The following is an 18247-nucleotide window of genomic DNA, read 5'->3' as shown; positions in this document are numbered from 1 at the left end:
TAATCAAGCAAACGTCAGACTGGCAGTATTTACCGCCATCTCAGGCAACATCCTCCAACGAGAGACATGACCATGACCTCACCCGGCACCGCGCGTCTCAAAGCGCTGGACAGTGATCATCATTTGCATCCATTCACCGACTTCAAGGCGTTGAGTGAGGAGGGCAGTCGCATCATTACCGCCGCCTCAGGCGTGTATATCCAGGATGCTGACGGCCAGCGGATGCTTGATGGCATGGCGGGATTATGGTGCGTGAATCTCGGTTATGGGCGTCAGGAGTTAGTGGACGCTGCCAGCCAGCAGATGACACAGCTGCCGTACTACAACACCTTCTTCAAGACTGCCCATCCGCCGGCCATCGAGCTTGCAGCTGAGTTGTGCCGTCTGGCACCGGATCACATCAATCATGTCTTCTTTACCGGCTCCGGTTCTGAAGCCAATGACACCATGCTGCGCATGGTGCGCCGTTTCTGGGCACTCAAAGGCAAGCCTGAGAAGCAGTGGATCATCTCGCGGGAGAATGGCTATCACGGTTCTACTGTCGCTGGCATGAGTCTGGGAGGCATGGCGCCGATGCACGAGCAAGGCGGTCCCTGTGTGCCGGGCATCACGCATATCCGTCAGCCCTACTGGTTTGGCGAAGGACGTGACATGAATCGTGAGGAGTTCGGCAAGGTCTGCGCCGATGCGCTCGAAGCCCGCATTCTCGAGTTGGGGCCGGATAACGTGGCCGCCTTCCTGGCGGAACCGGTGCAGGCGCGGGCGGAGCGATCATGCCTCCTGACAGTTACTGGCCAGCAGTCAAGGCAGTGCTTGAGAAGTACGACATTCTGTTGGTGATCGATGAGGTCATCTGTGGCTTCGGGCGGCTGGGAGAGTGGTTCGGCAGCCAGCACTACGACCTCAAGCCGGATTTGATGCCGATTGCCAAGGGGCTGTCATCAGGTTATCTCCCGATTGGCGGTGTGCTGGTGGGCGATCGTATCGCCGAGACTCTGGTTCAAGAGGGCGGCGAGTTCTATCACGGCTTCACCTACTCCGGGCATCCGGTGTGTGCGGCGGTGGCGCTCAAGACGCTCGAGATCATGCAGCGCGAGAATATTGTCGAGCGGGTGCGTGATGATCTCGGCCCCTATCTTGCCAAACGCTGGGCGACGCTGGCTGATCATCCACTGGTGGGTGAGGCTCGCTCGCTGGGGCTGATGGGGGCGCTTGAGCTAGTGGCCGACAAGGCCACCGGTGAGCGTTTCGATTCGTCTTTGGCAGTGGGGAGCATGTGTCGCGATACCTGCTTCGATACTGGACTGGTGATGCGCTCGGTGGGTGACACCATGATCATCTCGCCGCCGCTGGTCATCACGCATGACGAGATTGACGCGCTGGTCAGCCTGGCGCGTGCAGCACTTGACGAAACGGCTCGCCAGCTGGCGGCCTCATTTCATCTTACTTCTCTGACATCGGAATCCTGCTCATGAGTCGCCCACAGACCCTGAATGACTGGCAGGCGCTTGCTGCACGCCTCACCACGACGCTGAACGATCGTGCGTTCATCAATGATGAATTCGTGGCCGCCGTCAGTGGTGAGACGTTCGAGACGATCAATCCGGCCACCGGTGAAGTGCTGGCCCATGTTGCCAGCTGCGACAAAGCCGATGCCGAGATCGCCATTCGTCATGCGCGCGCAGCCTTCAAGAGCGGTGTCTGGTCACGCATGCCGCCGGGCGAGCGCAAACGCGTACTGCTCAAGCTGGCGGACCTGCTTGAGGCGAATCAGGATGAATTGGCACTGCTGGATACCCTCGACATGGGTAAGCCGGTGACCAGTGCGCTCGATGATATGGCGGGGGCGATCGGGTCGATTCGTTATCAGGCTGAATCCATCGACAAGCTTTACGGCGAAGTCGCACCGACGGGTCAGCAGGCGCTGGGCATGGTACTGCGCGAGCCGCTGGGCGTGGTCGCTTCCATCGTGCCGTGGAACTTCCCTATGATGATGACGGCATGGAAGATCGCGCCGGCACTGGCGGCGGGTAATAGCGTCATCCTCAAGCCGTCGGAGAAATCACCGCTGTCAGCACTTAGATTGGCAGAACTGGCGCGTGAAGCCGGTATTCCGCGCGGTGTCTTCCAGGTATTGCCGGGCTTCGGGCATACCGTCGGGCGTGCGTTGGCACTGTCGATGGATGTGGAATGCCTGGCTTTCACAGGCTCTACCGCGGTTGGCAAGCAGTTGATGCAATATGCTGGGCAGTCCAATCTCAAGCGTGTCTTCCTTGAGTGCGGCGGCAAGAGTCCCAACATCGTCTTCGCCGATTGCGCCAATCTGGACCGCGTGGCTGAGAGTGCCGCGGCGGCCATCTTCTACAATCAAGGGGAGGTGTGTATTGCAGGCTCCCGTCTATTGGTCGAGCACTCGATCCGCGAAGCCTTCGTCGAGAAGGTTGTTGCCGCGGCTGAGCGCATGCAGCCGGGTGATCCGCTCGATCCTGCAAGCTTCATGGGCGCGATGGTCGACAAGACTCAACACGAACGCGTGATGGGGTATATCCGCCAAGGCGTTGAAGAGGGTGCAGCGCTACGAGCAGGCGGTGAGGATATCGCCGGGCCGGGCCTGTTCATCCGTCCGGTGGTCTTCGATGGCGTGACGTCGCAGATGGCAATCGGCTGTGAGGAAATCTTCGGGCCGGTGCTGTCAGTATTCGGCTTCGAGACGGAAGCAGAGGCGCTGGCACTGGCCAATGACAGTGACTTTGGGCTGGCGGCAGGGCTTTGGAGTCAGGATATCGACCGCATCATGCGCATGACGCACCAGCTGGAATCTGGGCAGGTGTTCGTCAACAACTGGGCAGGTGGTGATCAGACCATGCCCTTTGGTGGCGTCAAGCAGTCGGGCAATGGGCGTGACAAGTCGCACCACTCGCTGGCGGAATATACCCAGCTCAAGAGCGTCTGGATTTCTCTGACGCCCTGATGGGCTGATGCTCTCGTTGTTCAGCTCTACAAGAAAAGGGCCACGCATTCGCGTGGCCCTTTTGGTTTCATCTTTGCTGCGATTCAGCGTCAGAACATGCGGGCGGGTGTGGCGCAGCTGACCAGGCGACACTCGACGTCACCGATATTGCGGAAGCGATGTGGCACGTTGGTGTCGAAGTAATAGGCTTCGCCGGCTTTCAGCACTCGCGTGTCGCCACCGATGGTGATCTCGATCTCGCCTTCGAGGATCACGCCAGCTTCCTCACCCTGATGGGTGATCATCTCGCGGCCAGTATCACTGATTGGCGGATAGGTCTCGACCATGAACGACAGACCACGATTCTTGCGATTGGCACCCACCAGCTTGAATATCACCTCACCACTACCGACATTGGTGAGTTCTTCCTCGCTGTAGAACACCTTGCCGGTACTCTCGAGCTCCATGGTGAAGAAGTCCCCGACGCTCATCGGAATGGCGCCAAGAATCTTGGAGAGTGAACTCACTGACGGGCTGACCTTACCCTGCTCGATCAGCGACAGGCTGGAGTGTGTCACGCCACAGCGCTTGGCCAACTCGCGTTGCGAGATGCCACGCAGGGTGCGTAGCGCTCGTAGGCGGGCACCGACATCATCTGCCATCAGAACATCCTTGAAGTAGCAACGAGTGACTGGGAATAAGGGCATCCATCGTAGACTGACAACGGCCAGTCTCGGAATGTCCGCGACTGGCCGTTGCATGTGGCGGTTGGGTGGTTCAGGGCGTCGCGCTTAGCTGAGGCTATCCAGCTTGTCCTTGAGGACCTTGTTGACCTGTTGCGGATTGGCTGTCCCGCGCGAGGCCTTCATGACCTGACCGACGAAGAATCCGATCATCTTGCCGCGCTTGTCTACTTCAGCCTCCTGATACTGGGTCACCTGGGCGGGGTTGTCGGCAATTACCTGGTCGACCACGGCTTCGATGGCACCGCTATCCGTGACCTGTTTGAGGCCGCGTGATTCGATGACTTCGTCAGCGCTCGTGCCTTCACCGTCCCACAGCGCGGCGAATACCTGCTTGGCCGCCTTGCCGTTGATGGTCTCGTCGACGATGCGCTTGACCAGACCGCCGAGTTGCGCGGCAGACACTGGGCTTACGCTGATGTCGAGATTTTCCTTGTTGAGGCGACCGGACAGTTCGCCCTGTACCCAGTTGGCGGCCTGTTTGGCATCGCCGCAGACACCCTTCACTTCTTCGAAGAAATCTGCCATTTCACGAGTGCCGGATAGCACGCTGGCGTCGTAGGCCGATAGACCCAGTTCGCTTTCGAAGCGCGCGCGCTTCTCGGCCGGCATCTCAGGCAAGGTGCCGCGCAGGTGCTCGATATAGGCTTCATCAACTTCAACGGGCAGCAGGTCAGGACACGGGAAGTAGCGATAGTCGTTGGCCTCTTCCTTGCTGCGCATGCTGCGTGTCTCGTCCGCTTCGGGATCATACAGGCGTGTTTCCTGTACGACGCGGCCACCATCCTCGATCAGATCGATCTGACGCTCGACCTCGAAGTGGATGGCGCGCTCGATGAAGCGGAAGGAGTTGACGTTCTTGATCTCCGCGCGCGTGCCGTAGGCTTCCTGGCCCTTGGGGCGCATCGAGATGTTGACGTCACAGCGCAGTGATCCTTCTGCCATGTTGCCGTCAGAGATGCCGAGATAGGTCACGATGGCGTGGATCGCCTTGACGTAGGCTACGGCTTCCTTGGCGGAGCGCAGATCTGGCTCGGAGACGATCTCCAGAAGTGGCGTGCCCGCACGGTTCAAGTCGATGCCCGTCATGCCCTGGAAGTCTTCATGCAGTGACTTGCCAGCATCTTCTTCAAGGTGAGCATGGTGGATGCGGATCGACTTGCGCGTGCCGTCTTCCAGCAGGATTTCAAGCACACCTGGGCCGACAATGGGTTGAGACATCTGGCTGGTCTGATAGCCCTTGGGCAGGTCAGGATAGAAGTAGTTCTTGCGCTCGAACACTGAGTGACCGGCGACAGCCGCATTGACCGCCAGGCCGAAGCGCACGGCCATGGCCACGGCCTGCTCGTTGAGTACCGGCAGGGTACCCGGCAGACCGAGGTCGACGGCGCTGGCCTGGGTGTTGGGCTCGGCACCATAGGTGGTGGAGGAGCCAGAGAAGATCTTTGACTGGGTGGCGAGCTGAGCGTGAACCTCAAGCCCGATTACGACTTCCCATTGCATCAGGCGTGCTCCTGTCCGAATTCCGGGCGCTGGCGGTGCCAGTCGGTGAGTTGCTGGAACTGGTGGGCGACACCCAGCAGTGTTTGCTCGCCGAAGTGCGGGCCGAGAATCTGCAGACCTACCGGACGCCTGCCTGCCAGTCCGGCGGGCACGCTGATGCCCGGAATACCCGCCAGATTGATGGCGATGGTATAGAGGTCCTGCAGGTACATGGACAGCGGGTCCTTGTGTGCGCCGAGATCAAACGCCGGTGTTGGCGCTGCCGGGCCCATCAGCACATCGACCTGGTCGAAGGCATCGAGGAAGTCCTGGCGAATCAGACGACGCACCTTCTGTGCCTTGATGTAGTAGGCATCGAAGAAGCCTTCGGACAGGGTGTGAGTGCCGATCAGAATGCGACGCTTCACCTCGTCACCGAAACCTTCCTCGCGAGTGCGCTTGTAGAGATCTTCCAGGTCTTTCGGGTCAGCGCAGCGATGGCCGAAGCGCACGCCGTCGTAACGCGACAGATTGGAAGACGCCTCGGCCGGTGCGATGACGTAATAGGTCGGGATGGCCAGGTGGGTATGCGGCAGGGAAATTTCCTGCACGCTGGCGCCGGCGTCCTCGAAGACCTTGATCGCGGCGCGTACGGAAGATTCGACTTCCGCGCTCAGGCCTTCTCCGAAATATTCCTTGGGCAGACCAATCTTCAGGCCCTTGAGGTTATAGTTCAGGCCTTCGATGTAATTCGGCACGCTGCGCACGACGCTGGTGGAGTCGCGCGGATCAGCACCGGCGATCACATTCATCAGGCGCGCGCAGTCTTCTGCGCTACGGGCCATCGGGCCGCCCTGGTCGAGGCTGGAGGCATAGGCGATCATGCCGTAGCGCGAGACACGACCATAGGTCGGCTTGAGGCCCGTGATGCCGCAGAAGGCCGCTGGCTGGCGGATGGAACCGCCAGTGTCAGTGCCCAGGGCAGCAGGTGCGAGACCCGCAGCAACGGCGGCGGCACTGCCACCGGAGCTACCGCCAGGTACGGCGGTCAGATCCCACGGATTCTTGACGGCGCCGTAGTAGCTGTTTTCGTTTGAGGAGCCCATCGCGAACTCATCAAGGTTGGTCTTGCCCAGCATCACCACGCCTTCGGCGCGCAGCTTCTCGATCACCGTGGCGTCGTAGGGCGAGATGAAGTTGTCGAGCATCTTCGAGCCGCAGCTGGTGCGAACACCTTCGGTGCAGAAGATGTCCTTGATGGCCATCGGCACGCCGGTCAGAGGTGCAGCCTTGCCGGCAGCACGGCGCGCGTCTGCGGCATCTGCGTCACGCAGTGCCTCTTCGCGACACACAGTGATGTAGCTATTGAGTTCGCCGTCGAGGCGCTCGATACGCGCCAGGAAGGCTTCCGTCAGCTCGCGACTGGTGTATTCGCCGACCGAGAGGCCTTGCGCCAGCTCGCTGAGCGTCTTGTCATGGAGTGCTATGGACGATGACATGTTCGATTCCATCAGTGCTAGCGCTGCTTCAAGGCAGCACTAGCATAAATTCCGGGGCGGACGGGGAGGCGTGCCGCGTGACGTTGAGCTGAGGTAAGACACATGACGATAAGCAATCGGTGTCCCAACATGTTTACTCGACGACGCGGGGTACCAGATATAGCCCCTGTTCGGTGGCCGGAGCCACCTGCTGGAAGTGTTCGCGCTGATTCGACTCGGTGACTTCGTCGGCGCGAAGACGCTGGGTTGCTTCCAATGGGTGCGCCAGTGGCGCGATGCCATCAGTATTGACCTGTTGCAGCTGGTCGACCATGGCGAGAATCTGATTGAGATCCTCGACGTAGGCTTCGGCATCCTGCGAGGCAAGACCCAGGCGTGCGAGGTGAGCGGCACGCAGCACATCTGAATGTTCAAGGGCCATGAAGTTTCCCTGTCTTGGCTTCGAGAGGCTTTGAGGTGACGGCAGCCATGCTTCATTCAACTGAATGTGATGGCTCGTCACCTGGTGAACAACGCGATGACAGTTGCGTAGCAACCTATGGTCCAAGGCGTTGTCACAGTGTGATCCGTCGTGAAATGTACCACATCTGCGTCGCTCTGGCAGGCGTGTCAGCTTGCCGCCATGGGGCGGCAATGGTACCGTTCGCGTCTGCACAGGGTTCCGGTCTGGACTAGGTGATCAACTTCCATGTTTAAACGTTTACGTGGGCTGTTCTCGAGCGATCTTTCGATCGATCTGGGTACCGCTAACACGCTTATTTATGTGCGCGGTCGCGGTATCGTGCTCGACGAGCCTTCTGTTGTGGCCATTCGCCAATCCGGGAATACACGCAGTGTGGCGGCCGTCGGTGCCGATGCCAAGCGCATGCTGGGGCGTACCCCCGGCAATATCACGGCCATTCGCCCGATGAAGGACGGCGTCATTGCCGACTTTACCGTCACCGAGCAGATGCTCCAGCACTTCATTCGCAAGGTGCATCAGAGCACCTTCCTGACGCCCAGCCCTCGTGTGCTGGTATGTGTGCCGTGCATGTCGACTCAGGTCGAGCGGCGCGCTATCAAGGAGTCGGCAGAAGGTGCCGGCGCGCGTGAGGTCTATCTGATCGAGGAGCCAATGGCTGCCGCGATTGGTGCTGGTCTTCCCGTCGAGGAAGCCATGGGCTCGATGGTGGTGGATATCGGGGGTGGTACTACTGAAATCGCCATCATCTCGCTCAACGGCGTGGTTTACTCCGAGTCAGTGCGTATCGGTGGCGACCGCTTCGATGAAGCCATCACCTCCTATGTGCGTCGCCATTACGGCAGCCTGATCGGTGAAGCGACTGCTGAGCGCATCAAGGAAGAGATCGGTTGTGCCTACCCGGGTGGCGAGCTGCGCGAGATTGACGTGCGCGGCCGTAACCTGGCGGAAGGTATTCCGCGCTCCTTCACGCTCAACTCCCACGAGATTCTCGATGCGCTGCAGGAACCGTTGGCAGCAATTGTCTCCGTGGTGAAAAGCGCACTTGAGCAGTCACCGCCAGAGTTGGCGTCAGATATTGCCGAGCGCGGCTTGGTGCTGACCGGTGGTGGGGCGCTGCTGCGTGATATCGACAAGCTGATTGCAGAAGAAACGGGGCTACCGGTGATCATCGCCGAAGACCCGCTGACCTGCGTGGCGCGTGGCGGTGGCAAGGCGCTGGAAATGATCGATCAGCATACCTTCGAGCTGCTGTCGAGCGATTGACCTCGTCCGGGGCCGGGCATGATGTTTACTGTACGGCTGGTCCCGGCCCGTGGGAGGAAGTGCTATCAAACCCCTGTTCACGCGTGGCCCCGTGCCCGGCTATCGCATGCTGTTGTGCGCGGTATTGTCGTTCGCGTTGATGTTTGCCGAAGATCGCTTCAGCTGGATGGTCGACGTGCGTGCCAGCATGGCGACACTGGTTTCCCCTGTGCAGTGGGTGGTCAGTCTGCCAACCGAAGGCCTCAGCTGGGGCGCGCTGGTGTTTGCTGACCAGCAGGAGCTTGCCGACGAAAATCGGGCACTGCGTGAGCAGCTGCTTAATCTGTCTAGCCGTGTGCAACGCATGGCGAGTCTGTCCACCGAGAATGCGCGCCTACGCAAGCTACTCAATGCCGGGCAGCGCAGTGACGTCCCCTATATCACCTCTCAGCTGCTGACACTGGATGCTGATCCGTTCTCTCATCGCATGGTCGTTGACCGAGGTGAGCAGGATGGTGTGCGGATCGGACTGCCAGTGCTGGATGCTTATGGGCTGGTTGGCCAGGTCATTTCCACCTCTGCTTATAACAGTCGTGTACTGATGATCAGTGATGCCAGTCATGCTGTGCCGGTAGAAGTGAATCGTAATGGATTGCGTTTTATCGCTCAGGGCAGTGGCAAGATTGATCAGGTGAATGTGCTGCATGTGCCGGACACCGCGGATATTCGTGTGGGTGACTTGCTGGTGACTTCTGGCCTTGCGCTGCGTTTTCCGCGGGGCCTGCCAGTGGCTCGTGTCACTGAGGTCTATCACGATCCCGGTAAGCCTTTTGCACGTGTCAGCGCTGAACCCGTTGCCCAGTTGGAACGTTCGCGCAATTTCCTGATCCAGATGCCGCCCGAGATCGACGCAGCTAATCTCTATGTCGGCGACAGTCTCGATGAGTTGCCGCGCGATAATATCGCTGCACCTAAGGACGCCGAAGCAACGTCCGCTGAAGCCGCTACGGAAGCACAGGCGGCTGCCGACGCCGCTGGGGAGAATAACTGATGGCCTTTCGTCCCCAGACCACGCTGCTGTGCTGGTTATCGTTATTACTTGCACTGTGCCTGCAGGTGATGCCATTACCGGATGTCTGGTTGATCTGGCGTCCCCAGTGGCTCGGTCTGATGCTGGTTTACTGGTGCATCGTATCGCCACAGAGTGTCGGTGTTGTCCATGGTTTTGCCTTTGGTTTGGCGCTGGATGTCCTGCAGGGCGCACCATTGGGGCACAATGCACTAGTACTGTCATTGACAGCTTTCATGGGTGTGCTGCTCTATCAGCGGATTCGTGCTTATTCATTATTGCAGCAGGCCTTCTTGGTCATTGTGGTACTGGGGATCGCTCAGCTGGTGGATCAGTGGCTCAGAAGTATCTTTGGTGCGGGGCCGGTGGATCTCTCCTTCCTGCTATCGGCCGTGATTGGTGGGGCTTTGTGGCCGTGGCTCTATACGCTGCTGCAGATGCTGCGCCGGCGACTGACAGCCTGATGTTGCTGCCATGTATTCAGTATGACGAAAAGCCGCCCACGGGCGGCTTTTTGCTGTCTGTCACGTTCAATTTAAGTACCTCGTGCAAGCTGTCTCACGATTTTCCCTATTCACTCTATCCGTGAGGTATTCATGACACATGATATTTCCGTCACTGTCTCTGACTCTGGTTTGAGTTCTGGTGCCGCAGGGGGCGCTACTCTCTCATCGCCGCAATTGATACTGGCCTCAGGTTCGCCACGCCGCCGTGATCTGCTGGCCAGTATTGGTGTGCCCTGCGAGGTCGCGCCAGCGGACATCGATGAGTCTCCACGGGTGGGTGAGTCACCAGAGCATTACGTGCTGCGTATGGCGCGCGAGAAGGCACAGACCGGCTACCGTGCCCAGGCGGATAGGTGGGAGGGTCATGTACGATCCAGTGCTGGCGTAGTGGTATTGGGTGCCGATACGGCATTGGCGCTTGAGGGCAGGATTCTGGGCAAGCCGCGTGATGAAGCCGATGCATGCGAGATGCTGTTGAGTCTGTCAGGGCGCAGTCACCAGGTATTGAGCGGCATCGCACTCTGTCGTGGCACCGTTGGAGGGCAGGACGTCACGCACTGCGATGCTGAACTGGTCGAGAGCCGCGTCACTTTTCGTCATATCACTTCAGATGAAGCGAAACGCTATTGGGCGACTGGCGAACCAGCCGACAAGGCTGGTGGCTATGCCATCCAGGGGCTGGGCGCCGTGTTCGTCAGTCACCTGGAGGGCAGTTACAGCGCGGTGGTCGGGTTGCCGCTATATGAGGCTTCGCGGATGCTGATGGCGCAAGACATAGGCTGCTGGGAAGGCTGATGCATGCTGTCGTTCCAAAGTCTGTTGACAGAAAATACGCGCTGAAGAAAATCCTTAGTCGATAGATCACAGCCGAGGCCTACCTTGCTATGTCATAATCGCAAGCAACGACTTTACAAGGACTTGCGCTATGAGCGGCGAGGTATTGATCAACCTGACACCGATGGAGACCCGCGTAGCGGTCGTCGAAAATGGTGTCCTGCAGGAAGCGTTCATTGAACGCAGCGGGCGACGCGGCATTGTCGGTAACATCTACCGCGGCAAGGTCGTACGAGTGCTACCGGGCATGCAGGCTGCTTTTGTCGATATTGGTCTCGAACGTGCGGCCTTTATCCATGCTCAAGAGGTGATGCCAGCACATACGCCGCATGATGAGCAGCGTTCGATTCGTGACTTGCTGAGTGAAGGGCAGTCGCTGGTGGTTCAGGTCACCAAGGACCCTATTGGCACCAAGGGCGCTCGGCTGACAACACATTTGTCAGTGCCGTCACGCTATCTGGTTTATATGCCGGACTCTCCACACACCGGGGTATCTCAGCGGATTGAAAGCGATGCCGAGCGTGATCGTCTCAAGGAGATGACTGAGCGCTGCCTGATGGCACTTGATCCTGAGGCGCCAGGCGGTTTTATTCTGCGCACCGCTGCGGAAGGTATCAGCGAGGCAGAGCTCAAACAGGACATGCACTTCCTGTTGCGGCTATGGCGCAAGGTCAGTGAGCGTCGCCTGACGGCCGCGGTGCCGAGCGCGATCTACGATGATTTGCCGCTATTCATGCGCACCCTGCGCGACGTCATGCGTGACGAGATCGAGCGTGTCCGCATTGACTCTCGTGAGAACTTTCTGCGCCTGAAGGAGTTCGCCAGCGAGTTCATGCCGGACATGGAAAGCCGCATCGAGTACTACCCCGGTGAGCGGCCGATCTTCGATCTGTTCAGCGTCGAGGATGAACTCCACAAGGCGATGGGGCGCAAGGTCCAGCTAAAGAGTGGTGGCTACCTCGTCATCGACCAGACAGAAGCGATGACGACCATCGACGTCAACACGGGCGGCTTTGTCGGGCATCGCAATCTTGAAGAGACCATCTTCAAGACCAACCTCGAAGCCGCAACCGCCATCGCCCGCCAGCTTCGACTGCGTAATCTTGGTGGCATCATCATCATCGACTTTATCGACATGGAAGAGACCGAGCATCAGCGCCAGGTACTGCGCGTGCTCGAGAAGTCGCTGGAGCGTGATCATGCCAAGAACAAGATGACCGGCGTCACCGAACTTGGCTTGGTACAGCTGACGCGCAAGCGCACCCGTGAGAGTCTTGAGCAAGTCCTGTGTGAAGCCTGCCCGACCTGCCAGGGCCGCGGCACGCTTAAAACGCCGGAAACGATCTGCTACGAAATCTTCCGCGAGATCATGCGTGAAGAGCGTGCCTATAGTCCGGATACCTACATGGTGCTGGCGTCCCAGAATGTCGTGGATCGCCTGTTGGATGAAGATTCTGCCTCGGTGGCAGATCTCGAAAGCTTTATCGGCAAGACCATCCGTTTTCAGGTCGAAACGCATTACACTCAAGAGCAATATGACATTGTTCTCATGTGATGGAGTGTCGGTATCTACGACTCGACACTGAAATGCTCGATGCTCTGGCCCTGGAGGTTGCAGTGCCAGAGCAGTGTGCTATCAGGCGTGTGGCAGCACACGCTGGTTAAGGTAAGGGCATTGTTCATCCTGGTCTGTTCGGAGATTTGCAAGTGACCCGTCCTATCCCCGATGAGGTAGCACCGCAAGGCGCTGACGAGCTTTCATCATCTCCCCCCAAGATGTCTCCTTCGCGTAAACGGCGCGGATGGAGTGCATTGCTGATGGCGATTGCCATATTGCTTACGCTGTTGGCGGTGGTGATTGGCGGTATGCGCTGGTGGCTAACGACGCTGGATGCCCGTGAAGACTCGGTCAGCGAATTCATTGCCGCGCAGACCAACGCCAACGTCGGCTTTTCTTCTATCTTGGGGCGGATGGACTATCTCGATCCGGCCGTGATGCTCTCTGGCTTCAATCTTTTTCGCCCTAGTGAGATGGATGCTGCACCGTTACTGAGTATTGCCAGTCTGGATGCTCGTCTCGATGTTCTGTCCTCCCTGCGCCATCTTGCGCCTGTCTTTGATCGTGCGACTGCCACTGGCGTTGTGCTACATCTCTATCAGCGTGAGGATGGCAGCTGGGGGTGGCCGGGGCCGCCACGTCCGCCGGAGGCGCTTGAGCCACAGGGGAAAATAAGTCTCGACGAGATAGAGCAAGGGCTGGCGCTGCTTGCGCGTCAGCGTGTGCGTCTCGAGGATGTACGACTGGTACTGCATGGTCGTAATGACACGCTCAACCTGAATGCCGCCGAAATGATGCTGTCTGGGCAGGATGACCGTACTCATCTTGAGGGGCAGGTGCGTGTGGGAGAAACCCTGCAGGCAGGTGCCAGCTTTGTGCTGGATGTCGTACCAGGGCAGCAGGGACTAGCCGATTATTCGGCGCAATTGCAGATGGAGCTGGATGCCGGTGCGTTGGCCAGTGTCGGGCGGCTGATGGGCGAGCGTGACAGCTTGATGCTGAGTGATGCTGATGGCAACGCAACGCTATGGGCGCGTTGGCGCAAGGCGCGCTTGGAAGATGCACGTCTGCGCCTGGATCTTAACCGCCTGACGCTTGATCACGACGGTGCTCAGTTGGCGCTCAAGAACATCCATGCGCGTGGCCAGTGGTTGCGTGACATGGGTGGCAGTGATCGCTGGCAAGCCTGGCTGAATCAGCTCTCGATTGGTGCTCAACAGCTGGATGACCCCACGGCAGCGCCTGATACAAAGAATGCCGGCGAGAAGAGCGAAGGTTTCAAAGGTATTGCTACGGCGAGTGAAGACGTCGACGAGGATATTGGCGCCGCAATCGCCAGTCTGCCCGAGCGTATAGCGCTCTCTGGTGATCTCTCGGATGGCAGTCTGTCATTGGTCACCAGCGGCTTTGATCTTGAACGCGTCGCCCGTTGGCGCCATGTGCTGGCGCTTGGCGAGCTGGGCGATATTCTCGATACGCTCTCACCGCGTGGTTCAGCGACAGGGCTATCGCTTGCCTTGGGCGGCATTGGGCATGATGTGCCGATGACGATGCGGCTGGCACTGGGGCTTGAAAATGCCGAGGTTGATCCTTGGGAGGGTGCGCCGGGTGTGGGGCCATTGGCAGCATGGGTGACAGCAGCAAGCCGTGATGGAGGAAGCCTCGGCGGTAGCGTTACATTCCGAGGTGCACCCGGAATGCGTTTCCACTTTCCCGAAGTCTTCGGTGACAGCTGGTCGCTGGAGGCGGCGGATGGCGTGGTGGACTGGCAGGTTGATGATGTGGGCAGCAGTATCAGTGGGCGTGATCTTCACATTCAACGCCATAGCGCCAGTGTGGCCGGTAGTTTCGGGCTACAGATCCCTACCGATGACGCTGATCGCTTCCAGCTTGATCTCGATATGCGTGATGTTGATGCGCTCACGATACCGCTATCGCAATGGTTGCCGATGAAGGTGCTCGATCCTTCGCTAACCGAGTGGCTGACGCGTGATGTGGCGGGTCGTGTGCCGCATGGACGTTTGCATCTGAGTCAGGTGTGGGATGAGGACGGCGCTGGCCAGGAAGATGAAAGCTACGGCCCTGACGAAGCGCTGGATCTTGAACTTGCTATCGAGGGTGGCCGGCTTGGTTACGCTGAGGGCTGGCCGGCACTCAATGGACTGAAAGGCGAACTGGCGTTACATAATGATCAGCTGGACGGCAGTGTCACGGCGGCGCACTCCCAGCCGATGATCTCGTTGGGCAAGGCGGCGGCATTATCAGTCACACAGGCCAAGGTTGAGATGCGAGACGATGTGCTCGGCATCACGGGTGATATCACCGGCAGTGTTCAGGCGCTGTTTGATTTCCTGGGTCATGCGCCGCTTGAGGAAACCTCTGAACTGCTACGTGAATGGCAGGGCAGCGGCTCACTGAGTGCTGCACTTGATATACGCGTACCGCTCGAGGATGCCGAGCAAAGTCGCGTTGCGGTCAAGGGCAAGGTCGGTGAGAGCCTTCCGGCAACTCTCGCTTTCCCCGAGTCTGGTATCGCCATTGACAGTATCCGTGGGCCGCTGAACTTCCTGCATGATCCGGCGAGGCCTGAGGGTCAACAAGAACAGCTGACGGGGACCTTGACCGGTAAGCTGTTTGGCGGTGCGGTAAAGGCTGCGCTCAATATTGGTCAGTCGGATTCGTTGACCAAGGGCGCTGTGACCTTCTCCGGACGCGCACCCTTGGCTCCGCCGCTTGAGTGGCTAGGCGCACCGGCGGCGCTATTGGGAGATGCTTCGCAGAATACACAGCAGGCGCTTGATACCGGTAGCACACCGCGTGCGGTGGGTGGCGAGTTCAACTATCAGGCGCGCTTGATGCTGCCGGATAGTGGTGCGCGTCTGATACTGTCGAGTGATCTCAAGGATGTTGCCATCAATCTGCCAGAGCCTTTCGGCAAGGCACGTGGCATTGCCGTCCCACTGGCCGTTGACGTAGGGCTCGCCGAGGGTGGTGGTGATATCACGCTGGCCAATCGAGCACGGGCACGCTGGCGCGGCGGCAATGTGCGTGATGATGGCCAACAGGTACCGATGACGGGTCAGCTATGGCTGGAGCGCTGGCCAAGCCAGCCACAATGGCCAGCGCGTACTGGCTGGGATATCGCTTGGCGCAGTCCCATGTTGTCTCCCGTGCAATGGAAGCCGTGGTTTGGTGCACTGTCGAATGATTCTACTTCTTCCCAGGACAGTGCCGCGAGCGGTGAGTCACTGCGAGCGCTGAATCATCTGCGCATCGCCACGGACTGCCTGGTGATTCAGGCACAGTGTACGGGGCCGATGGCGCTGGAAGCCACACCACGTCAAAGCTCACAGCAGCAAGGGGTGGGACTTGGTGCAACACTTGATGGCCAGCTGGCTAGTGGTGAGATGGCTTGGCAGCCAGGAGCTGCACGGCCACTGATTCTGGATCTCGACACTCTCAATCTTGATGCCTTATGGCCAGCAGATGAAGGAGAAGTGGCTGCCGCACCGAGTAATTTTACCGAGGCTGTGGCAACCGGTATTGAGCCAACGCCTTATCCGACAGCGCTGTCGGATCTTCCTGCTGGCAGTTTGCGATTGGCACATCTGATCTGGCGCGAGCAACAGCTAGGTCCGATCAGTGCCGAGTGGCAGTCCGATCAAAAGCATCTGACGGTTTCACCGCTCTCCGTGACGTTGGGCAAGATCACGGCGCAGGGCAGTGTGACCTGGGAGGATGCAGGCACTAATAGTCTGACGCGCGCACGTTTGTCAGCTGATGGCAGCGATGTGGGTGATCTGCTGGTGCGCTTGTCGCAGCCACGAGGAGTAGAGGCAGAGCGTGCGCGTGCCGAGGTCAAGCTGGCCTGGCCGGGCGCGCCGCAGGACTTTGCGTTGTCGCGCTCCAGCGGGCGACTTGAGGTCAAGTTGGATAATGGTCGTTTCATGAATCTTGGTTCGGCTTCGGCGCGCCTGCTGGGACTCGTCAATGTGGATAACCTGCTGCGTCGCCTGGCGCTAGACTTCTCGGATGTCACCGATAAGGGTACGGCCTTTGACAAGGTGCGTGGCGCAGCGACGCTTTATGATGGACGTCTTGAAAACGATGGCCCCTTGCGTATCGAGGCACCATCTACCACCGTGACGCTCAATGGGCAGGTTGACCTGCTTCGCGGTACCCTTGATCAACGCATGGCCATCACAGTACCGGTTAGCCAGAATCTACCGTTGGCCGCTGTGCTGGCAGGTGCGCCCGCCGTGGGCGGCGCGCTCTTTGTGGCCGACAAGATCTTCGGCCGCTTCATCGATAAGGTGACGCAAATTCACTATCGGGTAACTGGCCCCTGGGGCGACCCGAACATTACTCTGGAAAGTGCCGAATGACGCAAATTGCGAGTTCCGGTCGTGTGCTGGACGATGCCGCGGCCCTGTTGCTGACCCCGGGCGGGCTTAGCCTGGATGATCTTGATGCTGGTCTGGCCCATGCCATGGGGCCGGGCACCGACTATGCCGATCTCTACTTCCAGCGTATCTGGCAGGAGAGCTGGGTGCTGGAAGATGGCGTCGTCAAGGATGCCAGCTACAACATCGACGGCGGTGTGGGCGTACGCTCACTGGCTGGCGAGAAGACGGGCTTTGCCTACTCCAATCAAATTGATGCGGCGGCGCTTGCCGATACCGGTCGCACGGCAGCAGGTATCTCACGCAGTGGCAGCAGCGGCACCGTTGCACGCTCCATCATCACTGAAGCACCGGCCTTCTATGCGGGTATCGATCCGCTGGGTGGCTTGAGCGCTGAAGAAAAGGTCGCACTGCTGAAAGAGGCGGATCGTATTGCGCGTAGCCTTGATCCATCCATCAGCCAGGTTTCGGCCTCGTTGTCGGCGCTCTATGAAGTGATCATGGTACGTGCCAGCGATGGCACTCTGGCTGCTGACTTACGCCCGCTAGTACGCTTCAACATCAGTGTGATCGCAGTGCGTAATGGTCGTCGTGAGCGGGGCAGTGCCGGTGGCGGTGGTCGCTTCCCGTTGACGCGTCTGCGTGATGAGAATGTTGCCGAGCGTTATGCCCGTGAGGCGGTGCGCCAGGCATTGGTCAATCTGGAGGCTGTCGATGCGCCTGCTGGCCAGATGCCTGTCGTGCTGGGTAACGGCTGGCCAGGCGTACTGCTGCATGAAGCCGTCGGCCATGGCCTGGAAGGCGACTTCAACCGCAAGGGTAGCTCAGCGTTCTCCGGTCGCATGGGCGAGCAGGTTGCCGCACGCGGCGTCACCGTGGTCGATGATGCGACGCTGGCAGATCGTCGTGGCTCATTGTCCGTCGATGATGAAGGCACGCCGGGCCAGTACACGCCGCTGATCGAGGACGGCATCCTGACCGGTTACATGCAGGACAAGCTCAATGCACGCCTGATGGGCATGGCACCGACGGGTAATGCTCGCCGCGAGTCCTTTGCTCACCTGCCGATGCCGCGCATGACCAATACCTACATGTTGGGTGGCGATCGCGATCCGCAGGAAATCATCAAGAGCGTCAAGCGTGGCCTCTACGCAGTCAGCTTCGGTGGCGGTCAGGTCGATATCACCTCCGGGCGTTTCGTATTCTCTGCCAGTGAGGCTTACCTGATCGAAGATGGCAAAGTGACCACACCGGTCAAGGGCGCGACCCTGATCGGCAATGGGCCGGAAGCGATGGGGCGTGTCTCGATGATCGGCAATGATCTAGAGCTGGATACTGGCGTCGGCGTGTGTGGTAAGGACGGTCAGTCAATACCGGTAGGCGTGGGTCAGCCAACTCTCAAGCTTGATGAGCTGACGGTCGGTGGAACCCAGTCCTGATTGCGTGGGTCGCGCCGAACTGGTCGTGTGGCAGGCAGATCCTGTGAGAGGCAGGTCGT

12 protein-coding genes and 1 pseudogene are annotated in these 18247 nt (G+C 59.2%); 9 read left to right on the top strand and 4 right to left on the bottom strand.

Annotated features, from left to right (window positions below; all coding sequences use genetic code 11):
- The first annotated feature begins 72 nt into the window (after positions 1-72).
- Both BF12_RS18775 and BF12_RS0105190 read left to right on the top strand, forming a co-directional pair.
- Positions 73-1475 (top strand): annotated as a pseudogene (locus BF12_RS18775) (aspartate aminotransferase family protein).
- Positions 1472-2971: an aldehyde dehydrogenase gene (locus BF12_RS0105190; protein WP_035159125.1), complete on the top strand. Its 1500-nt coding sequence runs from the start codon at positions 1472-1474 to the stop codon at positions 2969-2971. Before BF12_RS18775 ends, BF12_RS0105190 begins: the two are co-directional and overlap by 4 nt.
- Before the next feature lie 89 nt (positions 2972-3060).
- On the opposite strand, the gene BF12_RS0105185 is transcribed toward BF12_RS0105190, so the two are convergent.
- The 4 genes from BF12_RS0105185 to gatC all read right to left on the bottom strand — a co-directional run bounded on the left by BF12_RS0105185 (position 3061) and on the right by gatC (position 7095).
- Positions 3061-3612, bottom strand: coding sequence for a cupin domain-containing protein (locus tag BF12_RS0105185; protein ID WP_024951356.1), 552 nt, complete (start codon positions 3610-3612; stop codon positions 3061-3063).
- Between the two features lie 129 nt (positions 3613-3741).
- Entirely contained in the window at positions 3742-5196 is a 1455-nt protein-coding gene (gene gatB / locus BF12_RS0105180; protein WP_024951355.1) for an Asp-tRNA(Asn)/Glu-tRNA(Gln) amidotransferase subunit GatB, read from the bottom strand.
- Positions 5196-6674: an Asp-tRNA(Asn)/Glu-tRNA(Gln) amidotransferase subunit GatA gene (gene gatA, locus BF12_RS0105175; RefSeq protein WP_024951354.1), complete on the bottom strand. Its 1479-nt coding sequence runs from the start codon at positions 6672-6674 to the stop codon at positions 5196-5198. The genes gatB and gatA overlap by 1 nt, the downstream gene beginning before the upstream one ends.
- Before the next feature lie 133 nt (positions 6675-6807).
- Entirely contained in the window at positions 6808-7095 is a 288-nt protein-coding gene (gatC, locus tag BF12_RS0105170) for an Asp-tRNA(Asn)/Glu-tRNA(Gln) amidotransferase subunit GatC (RefSeq protein WP_024951353.1), read from the bottom strand.
- A gap of 267 nt (positions 7096-7362) precedes the next feature.
- Between gatC and BF12_RS0105165 the strand changes: the two genes are divergently transcribed.
- The 7 genes from BF12_RS0105165 to tldD all read left to right on the top strand — a co-directional run bounded on the left by BF12_RS0105165 (position 7363) and on the right by tldD (position 18188).
- Positions 7363-8400 carry a rod shape-determining protein gene (locus BF12_RS0105165; RefSeq protein WP_024951352.1) on the top strand — a complete coding sequence of 346 codons (1038 nt, stop codon included), beginning with the start codon at positions 7363-7365 and terminating at the stop codon, positions 8398-8400.
- A 106-nt stretch (positions 8401-8506) separates the two neighbouring features.
- Entirely contained in the window at positions 8507-9430 is a 924-nt protein-coding gene (gene mreC / locus BF12_RS18770) for a rod shape-determining protein MreC (RefSeq protein ID WP_024951351.1), read from the top strand.
- Positions 9430-9912 carry a rod shape-determining protein MreD gene (gene mreD, locus BF12_RS0105155; RefSeq protein WP_024951350.1) on the top strand — a complete coding sequence of 161 codons (483 nt, stop codon included), beginning with the start codon at positions 9430-9432 and terminating at the stop codon, positions 9910-9912. Before mreC ends, mreD begins: the two co-directional genes overlap by 1 nt.
- A 132-nt stretch (positions 9913-10044) precedes the next feature.
- Positions 10045-10749, top strand: coding sequence for a Maf family protein (locus BF12_RS0105150; protein WP_024951349.1), 705 nt, complete (start codon positions 10045-10047; stop codon positions 10747-10749).
- Between the two features lie 130 nt (positions 10750-10879).
- Entirely contained in the window at positions 10880-12343 is a 1464-nt protein-coding gene (gene rng / locus BF12_RS0105145; RefSeq protein WP_024951348.1) for a ribonuclease G, read from the top strand.
- A 152-nt stretch (positions 12344-12495) separates the two neighbouring features.
- Positions 12496-16731 (top strand): YhdP family phospholipid transporter, encoded by a 4236-nt coding sequence (locus tag BF12_RS0105140; protein WP_156941135.1) that lies wholly within the window; start codon positions 12496-12498, stop codon positions 16729-16731.
- Positions 16728-18188, top strand: a complete 1461-nt coding sequence (gene tldD / locus BF12_RS0105135) for a metalloprotease TldD (protein ID WP_024951346.1) — start codon at positions 16728-16730, stop codon at positions 18186-18188. Before BF12_RS0105140 ends, tldD begins: the two co-directional genes overlap by 4 nt.
- Positions 18189-18247: the final 59 nt, after the last annotated feature.

This window comes from Cobetia crustatorum (assembly GCF_000591415.1).
In the GTDB taxonomy this organism is placed as follows: Bacteria; Pseudomonadota; Gammaproteobacteria; order Pseudomonadales; family Halomonadaceae; genus Cobetia; species Cobetia crustatorum.
Note: the sequence above shows the minus strand (reverse complement) of the source record. Positions and strands in the feature narration are given on the sequence as shown.